General features: G+C 75.1%; 9 protein-coding genes and 2 pseudogenes. All 11 read left to right on the forward strand.

Annotation, left to right across the window (positions count from 1 at the left end; all coding sequences use genetic code 11):
- Position 1 precedes the first annotated feature (1 nt).
- The gene (uraD, locus tag E9998_RS01995) at positions 2–589 is read left to right on the forward strand and encodes a 2-oxo-4-hydroxy-4-carboxy-5-ureidoimidazoline decarboxylase (RefSeq protein ID WP_204745195.1); all 588 of its coding nucleotides are present in this window, start codon (positions 2–4) and stop codon (positions 587–589) included.
- Positions 586–912, forward strand: a complete 327-nt coding sequence (gene uraH / locus E9998_RS02000; RefSeq protein WP_136528008.1) for a hydroxyisourate hydrolase — start codon at positions 586–588, stop codon at positions 910–912. Before uraD ends, uraH begins: the two co-directional genes overlap by 4 nt.
- Entirely contained in the window at positions 913–1,773 is an 861-nt protein-coding gene (gene pucL, locus E9998_RS02005) for a factor-independent urate hydroxylase (protein WP_136528009.1), read from the forward strand.
- Positions 1,770–2,651 (forward strand): FAD binding domain-containing protein, encoded by an 882-nt coding sequence (locus E9998_RS02010; RefSeq protein WP_136528010.1) that lies wholly within the window; start codon positions 1,770–1,772, stop codon positions 2,649–2,651. The genes pucL and E9998_RS02010 overlap by 4 nt, the downstream gene beginning before the upstream one ends.
- A pseudogene (locus E9998_RS02015) lies at positions 2,642–3,088 on the forward strand ((2Fe-2S)-binding protein); the annotation flags it as partial. The gene E9998_RS02010 and the pseudogene E9998_RS02015, both read left to right, overlap by 10 nt.
- 104 nt (positions 3,089–3,192) lie before the next feature.
- On the forward strand, positions 3,193–4,554 hold the full coding sequence (locus tag E9998_RS02020; RefSeq protein WP_136528012.1) for an 8-oxoguanine deaminase: 1,362 nt from the start codon (positions 3,193–3,195) through the stop codon (positions 4,552–4,554).
- Positions 4,547–6,727 carry a molybdopterin cofactor-binding domain-containing protein gene (locus E9998_RS02025; RefSeq protein WP_240037457.1) on the forward strand — a complete coding sequence of 727 codons (2,181 nt, stop codon included), beginning with the start codon at positions 4,547–4,549 and terminating at the stop codon, positions 6,725–6,727. The genes E9998_RS02020 and E9998_RS02025 overlap by 8 nt, the downstream gene beginning before the upstream one ends.
- Positions 6,724–7,740, forward strand: coding sequence for an XdhC family protein (locus tag E9998_RS02030; RefSeq protein WP_136528013.1), 1,017 nt, complete (start codon positions 6,724–6,726; stop codon positions 7,738–7,740). Before E9998_RS02025 ends, E9998_RS02030 begins: the two co-directional genes overlap by 4 nt.
- A gap of 15 nt (positions 7,741–7,755) precedes the next feature.
- Entirely contained in the window at positions 7,756–8,139 is a 384-nt protein-coding gene (locus E9998_RS02035; protein ID WP_136528014.1) for an allophanate hydrolase-related protein, read from the forward strand.
- 26 nt (positions 8,140–8,165) lie between these two features.
- Entirely contained in the window at positions 8,166–9,518 is a 1,353-nt protein-coding gene (gene allB, locus E9998_RS02040) for an allantoinase AllB (protein ID WP_136528015.1), read from the forward strand.
- Positions 9,515–10,087: pseudogene (locus E9998_RS02045) on the forward strand (hypothetical protein); the annotation flags it as partial. The gene allB and the pseudogene E9998_RS02045, both read left to right, overlap by 4 nt.

Below are 10,087 nucleotides of genomic sequence, written 5' to 3' on the forward strand. Positions count from 1 at the left end.
AATGTCGACGAAGCGGGACCTGGAGGCGCCGATGTGGACGATCGAAGCGTTCGACGCGCTGGACGCCGCCGCCGCGACCGAAGCGGTCCGCGCCTGCTGCGACTCGCCCGCCTGGACCTGGGCCGTCGTCGCCGGCCGCCCCTACGCGAACGCCGCCGACCTCAAAGCCGCCGCGATGCGCGCCTTCGACCGCCTCGGCGAGGCCGAACTCGACGCCGCGCACGCCGCCCACCCGCCCATCGGCGCCGCCCCCGCCGCGACCGGCACCGAAGCGGCCTTCTCACGCGCCGAACAAGCCGGGGCGAACAGTCCCGACGCCGCCGTACGGGCCGCGCTCGCCGAGGCCAACGACGCCTACCGGCGCCGGTTCGGCCGCGTCTTCCTCATCTGCGCCACCGGTCTGAGCGCCGAGGACGTCCTCGCGCACCTGCACCGCCGCCTCGGCGCCGACGAGGCCGCCGAACGCGCCGAGTCCGCCGCCGAACTGCGCAAGATCGTCGCCCTGCGCCTCGACAAGCTCTTCGGCACCGAATCGGCGACCGGCCCGGCCACCGACCCTGCCGAGGCCCTCGGAACGGAGCGGACATGACCACGATCTCCTCCCACGTGCTCGACGCGGTCGCTGGGGCGCCCGCCGCCGGGCTCGCGCTGGCCCTGTTCCGCCTCGACCCCACCGGACGCGCCGAGATCGTGCGCTCGGGGGTGACCGACGCCGACGGGCGTGTCGCGGGCTGGGAAACCGGCCCGGGCCGCCACCGGCTCCGCTTCGACACCGGGGCGTGGTTCGCCGGGCGGGACGTCGTCACGTTCTACCCCGAGGTCGCGGTCGACTTCCTCGTCACGAACGAGGCCCGCTGCCACGTGCCGCTCCTCCTCAGCCCCTTCGCCTACTCCACGTATCGAGGTAGCTAGATGCCGACCGACGACACCGAGCGGGCGATCACCCTGGGCGCCAACAGCTACGGCAAATCCGGGGTGCGGCTGGTACACGTCGTGCGGGATTCGCCGCGGCACGACCTGCGCGACCTGACCGTCCACACCGCGCTCGCCGGGGACCTCGACGCCACCCATTACCGCGGCGACAACACCGGGGTGCTGCCCACCGACTCGCAGAAGCACACCGTGTACGCGTTCGCGCGCGAGGGGATCGGGTCGATCGAGGGCTTCGCCGAGCGCCTCGCCCGCCACTTCGCCGACACCGCGCCCGCGATCCGGTCCGCGCGGGTGCGCGTCGAGGAGCACCCGTGGCGGCGCACAGGCGAGCACTCCTTCGCCCGCGGCGACGGCGGCGAACTGCGGACCGCCGAGGCCGCGTACGGCGACGGCGCCGTCCGCTTCACCGCCGGGGTGCGGGACCTGCTGCTGCTCAACACGACCGGCTCGGCCTTCGGCGGGTTCCTCACCGACCGGTACACGACCCTCCCCGAAACCGAGGACCGCATCCTCGCCACCGCGGTCGACGCGGCCTGGACGTACGAGACGACCGGCGACGACGCGTGGTTCGACGCCTCGTTCGCCGCCGCCCGCGCGGCCCTCCTGGAGGCCTTCGCCGACACGTACTCGCTCTCGCTCCAACAGACCCTGTACGCCGTCGGCGAGCGCATACTGAGGGCGGTGCCCGAGACCGGCGAGGTCCGCCTGTCGCTGCCGAACCGGCACCACTACCTGTACGACCTCGAACCGTTCGGCCTCGACAACCCCGGCCTGGTCTTCCAGGCCGGCGACCTGCCGTACGGGCTCATCGAGGGCACGGTCCGGAGGGAGGCGCCATGACACCGCCCGCGGGCTTCGACTTCCACCGGCCCGCCGACCTCGCCGAGGCGCTGCGCCTGCTCGCGGCCGACCCCGAGGCGGTGCCGATCGCCGGGGGCACCGACCTCATGGTGGCCCTCAACTACCGCCGCGCCCGGCCCCGGGCGCTGCTCGACCTCACCGGCGTGGCCGACCTGCGCGAGTGGACCGACGAGGGCGCGGCCGTGCGCATCGGCGCCGGCGTCACGTACGCGCGCGTCGCCGCCGAGCTCGGCGGCGTCCTGCCCGGCCTTGCCGCGGCCGCCCGCACCGTCGGCTCGCCGCAGATCCGCAACCGCGCGACCCTCGCGGGGAACCTCGCGACGGCCTCGCCCGCCGGTGACGGCCACCCGCCGCTCCTGGCCACCGGCGCGACCGTCACCGCCGCCTCGGCCGCGGGGGAGCGACTGATGCCGATCGGGGATTTCTTCACCGGGCCCAAGCGCAGCGCGCTGCGCCCCGGCGAGCTCATCACCGCCGTGACCGTCCCGAAGGCCGCGGGGCCGCAGCAGTTCCTGAAGGTGGGCACGCGCAACGCGATGGTGATCGCGGTGTGCTCGTTCGCGCTCGCGCTCGACACCGGCCGCCGCGTCCTGGGGACGGGGATCGGCTCGGCCGGGCCGGTGCCGCTGCGGGCGGGCGAGGCCGAGGCGGTCGACCTGCCGTGGGAGGCGCCCGACCGTTTCGGCGAGGGTCTCGCCGTCGAGTTCGGGCGGCTGGTCGCCGCCGCGGCCCGGCCCATCGACGACGTGCGGGCCACCGCCGACTACCGCCGCCACGCCCTCGCGGTCTGCGCCGCCCGCGCGCTGCGCCGGGCGTGGGCCGAGGCCCACCCCGAAGGGAGCGTCCGATGCGGGTGACCATGCGCGTCGACGGCGACGAGGTCGCCGCCGACATCGACCGGCCCGGCGAGAGCCTGTTGTCGACGCTGCGCGACCGGCTCGGCCGCACCGGCACCAAGAACGCCTGCGAGCAGGGCGAATGCGGTTCGTGCACGGTGCTGCTCGACGGCGCGCCGGTGTGTGCGTGCCTCGTGGCGACCGCGCAGTGCCAGGGTCGCGAGGTGCGGACCGTGGCGAGCGTGCCGACGGTGCTGCGCGACGCGTTCGTCGCCTGCGGCGCCGTCCAATGCGGATTCTGCACCCCGGGCCTGCTCGTGTCGGCCGCCGACCTGCTGGGGCGCGAGCCCGATCCGGGCGAGGAGGCGATCCGGGAGGCGATCGCGGGGAACCTGTGCCGGTGCACCGGTTACGAGAAGGTCGTGGAGGCGGTGCGCGCCGCCGCCGAAGCGACGGCAGACGGGGTGCCCCGGGTACCCGCCCGATCCCACCTTCACCACAACCAGTGGATAAATGTCGTCACCATCCCACAGGGCGGCACCGGAAACGGGGAGGACACGCCGTGAACGCCGTTGTGATCGAGAACGCATGGGTCGCCACGGTCGACCCCGCCGGGACCGAGCACGCCGCCGGGCACGTCGTGGTCGAGCACGGGCGCATCAGCGCCGTCGGGGCCGGGCCCGCGCCCTTCCGCGAGGACGCGCGCCGCATCGACGCGTCCGGCTGCCTCGCCACGCCCGGGCTCGTCAACACCCACCACCACCTGTACCAGTGGGCCACCAGGGGATACGCGACCGACCACACGCTCTTCGAATGGCTCGTCGACCTCTACCCGGTGTGGGCGCGGCTGCGCCCCGGGCACGTGGCCGCCGCCAACACCGCCGGGCTCGCCCGCCTGGCCCTCTCCGGGTGCACCACCGCCGCCGACCACCACTACGTGTACCCCGCCGGCCAGGCCGCCGACCTCGTCGACGTCCAGGTCGCGGCCGCCGCCCGCATCGGCCTGCGCCTCCACCTCGCCCGCGGCTCCATGGACCGCGGCGCCGCCGACGGCGGCCTCCCGCCCGACCACCTCGTCGAGGACATCGACACCGCGCTCCAGGCCACCGCCGACGCCGTCGACCGCCACCACGACCCCGCCCCCGACTCGCTCCTGCGCGTCGCCGTCGCCCCCTGCTCCCCGTTCTCCGTCTCCACCGACCTCCTGCGCGAATCGGCCGCCCTCGCCCGCGACAAGCACGTCCGCCTCCACACCCACCTGTGCGAGACCCTCGACGAGGCCGAGTTCTGCCGCAACCGCCACGGCTGCGACCCCGTCACCTACATGGAACGCGCCGGCTGGCTCGCCTCCGACGCCTGGCTCGCCCACGCCGTCCACCTCGACGACGACGCCCGCCGCCGCCTCGGCGCCGCCGGCACCGGCGTCGCCCACTGCCCCTCCTCCAACGCCCGCCTCGGCACCGGCCCCGCCGACGTCCCCGCCATGCTCGCCGCCGGCATCCCTGTCGGCCTCGGCGTCGACGGTGCCGCCAGCCAGGAGTCCGGCCACCTCGGCGACGAACTGCGCCAAGCCCTCTACACCGCCCGCGGCCTCCACGGCCCCCGCGCCATGGACGCCCGCACCGCCCTGCGCCTGGGCACGATCGGCGGCGCCGCCGTCCTCGGCCGCGACAACGAGATCGGCTCCCTCGAACCGGGCAAGCAGGCCGACATCGCCCTGTGGGACCTCACCGGCCTCGCCCACGCCGGCATCGCCGACCCCGTCACCGCCCTCGTCCTCGGCGCCACCGCGCCCCTGCGCCTCCTCCTCGTCGCCGGGAACACCGTCGTCGAAGACGGCGAACTGCGCACCGCCGACACACATAGCCTCACCGCCGCCCTCGCCGCCGCGGCCGCCGACCTCAGGGAGGCCCCCCGTGACTGACACCGCAGGCGGCGTAGGGCACTCGCCGATCCGACCCGACGCCCGCTCGAAGACCGACGGCACCTTCGACTACGCCTCCGACCTGCGCCTGCCCGGCATGCTGTGGGGCCACACCCTCCGCAGCCCCCACCCCAGCGCCGCCGTCCGCTCGATCGACACGACCGCCGCGCTCGCCATGCCCGGCGTCGCCGCCGTCCTCACCGCCGCCGACGTCCCCGGCGCGAACGCCTACGGCCTCATCACCGCCGACCAGCCCGTCCTCGCCGCAGACCGCGTCCGCTACCAGGGCGAACCGGTCGCGCTCATCGCCGCCGACACCCTCGACCTCGCCCGCCTCGCCGCCGAAGCCGTCGCCGTCGATTACGAGACCCTCGAACCGGTGACCGACCCCGAAGCGGCCGTCGCCGCCGGCGAGTACTTCCGTTACCAGCCGGTCCGCCTCGGCGACCCCGACGCCCAGGCCGCCGCCGTCGTCATCGCCCGCGAATACGCCGTCGGCATGCAGGACCAGGCCCCGCTCGGGCCCGAAGCGGGCCTGGCCGAACCCGCCCCCGACGGCGGGATCCGCCTCCACGTCGCCACCCAGTGGCTCCACTCCGACCTCGAACAGCTCGCCCCCTGCCTCGACCTCCCGCCCGAGCGCATCCACCTGGAGATGTCCGGGATCGGCGGCGCGTTCGGCGCCCGCGAAGACCTCTCCGTCCAAGCCCACATGGCGATGCTCGCCCTGCACTGCGGGCGCCCCGTCAAGATGATGTACGACCGCGCCGAGTCGTTCCTCGGCCACGTCCACCGCCACCCCGCCCGGATGCGCTACGAGCACGGCGCCGACGAGCACGGCCGCCTCGTCTACGTCAAGGCCCGCATCGTCCTCGACGGCGGCGCCTACGCCTCCACCACCGACGCCGTCGTCGGCAACGCCGCCTCCCTCGCCGTCGGCCCCTACGAGGTCGAGCACGTCAGCGTCGACGCGTGGGGCGCGCGCACCAACAACCCGCCGTGCGGGGCCATGCGCGGCTTCGGCGGCGTCCAGACCTGCTTCGCCTACGAGTCCCAGATGGACGCCCTCGCCGACGCCCTCGGCCTCCACCCGCTGGAGCTCCGCCGCCGCAACGCCGTCGCCCAAGGCTCCAAACTCATCACCGGCCAGACCGTCGACGCCCGCGACCCGCGCCGCGACCGCCCCGGCGGCGCCCCCTTCTCCCCGCTCGCCGACCTCCTCGACCGCCTCGACGCCCTCCCCGCGCCCGCACCGGCCCCGACCGCCCGGCCCGGCGGCTCGGGCGACACCACCCGCGGCGAAGGCGTCCGCCGCGGCACCGGCTACGGCGTCGGCCTCAAGAACGTCTGCTACTCCGAAGGCTTCGACGACCACTCCACCGCCAGCGTCGAACTGCGCCTCGAAGACGGCGAGCGCGTCGCCCGCGTCCACACCGCCGCCGCCGAGGTCGGCCAGGGCCACTGGACCCTCCAGGCCCAGATCGTCCGCACCGAACTGGACGTCGACCGCGTCGAACTGGCCCCCAACGACACCCGCATCGGCTCCGCCGGGTCCTCCTCGGCCTCCCGCCAGTCCTACATGACCGGCGGCGCCGTCAGGGCCGCCGCCGTCGCCGTCCGCGCCCTCGCGGCCGGCCGCGACCTCGCCGACGGCCCCGTCGAGGCCACCCGCGTCTTCCGCCACCGCGCCACCAAACCCATGGACCCCGTCACCGGCCAAGGCGACTCCCACGTCCAGCTCGCCCTGTGCGTCCACCGCGCCACCGTCGACGTCGACGTCGAACTGGGCCTGGTCAAAGTCGTCGAACTCGCCTGCGTCCAAGACGTCGGCAAGGCCATGAACCCCCTCGCCCTCGAAGGCCAGATCCACGGCGGCACCGCACAAGGCCTCGGCCTCGCCCTCATGGAGGCCCTCCTCACCGACGGCGGCCGCGTCCAGAACGCCTCCTTCACCGACTACCTCATCCCCACCGCCCTCGACATGCCCCCCATGCGCATCGAACTGGTCGAGAACGCCGACCCCGACGCCCCCTACGGCCTGCGCGGCGCCGGCGAACCGCCCACGCTCTCCTCCACCCCCGCGATCGTCGCCGCCGTCCGCGACGCCACCGGACTGCCGCTCACCCGCGTCCCGATCCGGCCCGAACACCTGACCACCGGGAGGCTCCCGTGAAGGACATCGCCGCGACCCTGCACGCCTGGCAGGCCGAAGGCCGCCCGTTCGCGCTCGCCTCCCTCGTCGCCGTCTCCGGCTCCGCGCCCCGCCCGATCGGCACCGCGCTCGCCGTCGACGCCGACGGGACCGTGTGCGGCGGCGTCTCCGGCGGCTGCGTCGAAGCCGCCGTCTACACCCGCTGCCGCGAAGTCCTCGACACCGGTCAAGCGGCCGTCGAGACCTTCGGATACGGCGACGAGGACGCCTTCGCGAACGGCCTGACCTGCGGCGGCAGCATGGACGTGCTCATCGTCAGGGTCGAACCCGACGACGGGGCCGTCGCTGCCGCCCTCGCGGCCATCATCGCCCGGGAGGCGGTCACCCTCGTCAGAGCCGTCGAAGGCCCCGACCTCGGCGCCGCCGCGGCCCGCACCGCCCGCGGCACCACCGGCCCCCTCGACCTCGACGGCGCCGACCTCCCCGAATCCTCCGGCCGCGTCGGGCGATTCGCCGTCGAAGTCCACCGGCCCCCGCCCCGCCTCCTCGTCTACGGCGCCGTCGACTTCGCCCGGCCCGTCGTCACCCTCGCCACGACGCTCGGCTTCGCCGTCACCGTCTGCGATGCCCGGTCCGTCTTCGCCACGCCCGGCCGCTTCCCCGGCGCCGACGTCGTCGTCGACTGGCCCCACCGCCACTTCGCGACCGCGCGCCCCGACGCCGACACCGCCGTATGCCTGCTCACCCACGACGAGAAGTTCGACCTGCCGCTCCTCGAACTCGCCCTCGTCTCCGACGCCGGCTACATCGGCGCCCTCGGCTCGCGCGCCACCCACCGCGACCGCCTCGCCCGCCTCCGCGAGGCCGGACTCCACGAGACCGCCCTCGCCCGCCTCCGCGCCCCGATCGGCCTCGACCTCAACGGCCGCACCGCCGAAGAGACCGCGCTCGCCATCGTCGCCGAGATCGTCGCCGTCCGCAACCGCGCGGCCGCGGGCTTCCTCACCGAAGCCCAAGGCCCGCTTCACCACTGAACGAAGGAGCGACCCATGGTCCGCATGTTCCTCAACGGCGGCGGCATGAAGGGCGGCGAACTGCACCACCTCATCGCCGGCGCCCCCTTCCTCGGACCCGCCACGACCCTGCCGATCTACCGCCTCCACGCCGTCGGCGACGACCACCCCGCCCTCGAACACGCCGGCGACGGCGGCGCCGCCATCGAAGGCGAGCTCTACGACATCGACCTCAAGACCCTCCGCGAATCCCTCCTGCCCGCCGAACCGCCCGACCTCGAACTCGGCGTCGTCGGCCTCGCCGACGGCACCGACGCCCTCGGCATGCGCCTGCGCGCCGACTGCGCCGACCTCCCCGAACTCACCGACATCACCGCCCACCGCTCCTGGCGCGCCTACAAGGCCGCGAAGACCCCCTGACCCGCCGCCGACCGCCCGGAGCCGCAATGCGCACCGACCCCGCCGACTTCACCGCACCCGTCGTCTACGACCTCGTACTGCGCTCGCGCCGCACCGTCCTGCCCGACGGCGAACGGCCCGCCTCGGTCGCCATCGCCGGCGAACGCATCGCCGTCATCGGCGACTACGACGAACCCGTCCCCGCCGCCCGCACCCGCGACCTCGGCGACCTCGCCCTCCTCCCCGGCCTCGTCGACACCCACGTCCACGTCAACGAACCCGGCCGCACCCACTGGGAGGGCTTCGCCACCGCCACCCGCGCCGCCGCCGCGGGCGGCGTCACCACCCTCCTCGACATGCCCCTCAACAGCATCCCGCCCACCGTCGACGCCGCCGCCCTCGCCGCCAAGCGCCGCGCCGCCCACGGCCGCACCTGGGTCGACGTCGGCTTCTGGGGCGGCGCCGTCCCCGGCAACGAGACCGACCGCCGCACCCTCCACCACGACGGCGCCTTCGGCTTCAAATGCTTCACCGCCCCCTCCGGCGTCCCCGAGTTCCCGCCCCTCGACACCGCCGGACTCCACCGCGCCTGCGCCGCCGCCGCCGCCCTCGGCACCGTCCTCCTCGTCCACGCCGAAGACCCCCGCCTCCTCACCGACACCCCCACCGCCCCCGACTACCGACGTTTCCTCGCCACCCGACCCGCCGCCGCCGAGACCGCCGCCGTCCGCGAAGTCCTCGCCGCCGCCCGCGCCACCGGCGCCCGCGTCCACCTCCTCCACGTCGCCGCCGCCGAAGCCCTCGACCCCGTCCGCGACGCCCGCCGCGACGGCCTCCCCGTCACCGCCGAGACCTGCCCCCACTACCTCGCCCTCACCGCCGACGACGTCCCCGACCACGCCACCGACTACAAGTGCTGCCCGCCCCTGCGCGACCGCGCCAACCGCGAAGCACTCTGGGCCGCACTCGAAGACGGCACCCTCGACAGCGTCGTCTCCGACCACTCGCCCAGCCCGCCCGACCTGAAGACCGACGACTTCGCCACCTCCTGGGGCGGCATCGCCTCACTCCAGATCGGACTCCCCGTCGTGTGGACCGAGGCCGCCCGCCGCGGCCTCCCCCTCACCCGCCTCGCCCGCTGGATGAGCACCGCCCCCGCCGACCTCGCCGGCCTCCACCGCAAAGGCCGCATCGCCGCCGGCGCCGACGCCGACCTCATCGCCTTCGACCCCGCCCGCGAATGGACCGTCCGCGCCGCCGACCTCCACCACCGCCACCCCCGCACCCCCTACGACGGCCGCACCCTCACCGGCGCCGTCACCGACACCTGGCTCAGAGGCGCACCCCTGGACACCGACGCCGCCCCCCGGGGACGACTGCTGCGAAGGAGCACACGATGACCACCGCGACCGACGACACCGCACCCCGCCACGCCACCGACCCCGCCTCCACGTTCGACTCCACTGTCGACCCTGCCGCCGGCCCTGCCACCGACCCTGCCGTCGACCTCGCCGCCCGCGCCCTCGGCGGCGCCGTCCTCGCCGCCAACGACGAGTCCTTCGCCGAAAAAGAACACCTCATCGAGCCCTACCCCGTCACCCACCGACCCCGCACCTTCGGCCCCAACGGCCAACGCTACGACGGCTGGGAGACCCGCCGCCGCCGCGACCACGGCCACGACTGGGCCGTCGTCCGCCTCGGCCTCCCCGGCCGCATCCACCACGTCACCGTCGACACCGCCCACTTCACCGGCAACCACCCCCCGCGCGTCTCACTCGACGCCTGCCGCATCGACGGCCACCCCGCCCTCACCGCCCTCCTCGACGCCGACTGGCACACCCTCCTGCCGCCCACCGAAGCCGCAGGCGACACCGCCAACCACTACCCCGTCCACGCCACCGGCAGATACACCCACGTCCGCCTCAACCTCCACCCCGACGGCGGCGTCGCCCGCCTCCGCGTCCACGGC

Source organism: Glycomyces paridis, from assembly GCF_004912155.1.
Lineage (GTDB): Bacteria > Actinomycetota > Actinomycetes > Mycobacteriales > Micromonosporaceae > Glycomyces > Glycomyces paridis.

What these genes read in the sequence shown, in the direction of transcription:
- uraD (WP_204745195.1), top strand. Translation starts at nt 2, where the DNA reads ATGTCGACGAAGCGGGACCTGGAGGCGCCGATGTGGACGATCGAAGCG.
- uraH (WP_136528008.1), top strand. Translation starts at nt 586, where the DNA reads ATGACCACGATCTCCTCCCACGTGCTCGACGCGGTCGCTGGGGCGCCC.
- pucL (WP_136528009.1), top strand. Translation starts at nt 913, where the DNA reads ATGCCGACCGACGACACCGAGCGGGCGATCACCCTGGGCGCCAACAGC.
- E9998_RS02010 (WP_136528010.1), top strand. Translation starts at nt 1,770, where the DNA reads ATGACACCGCCCGCGGGCTTCGACTTCCACCGGCCCGCCGACCTCGCC.
- E9998_RS02035 (WP_136528014.1), top strand. Translation starts at nt 7,756, where the DNA reads ATGGTCCGCATGTTCCTCAACGGCGGCGGCATGAAGGGCGGCGAACTG.
- allB (WP_136528015.1), top strand. Translation starts at nt 8,166, where the DNA reads ATGCGCACCGACCCCGCCGACTTCACCGCACCCGTCGTCTACGACCTC.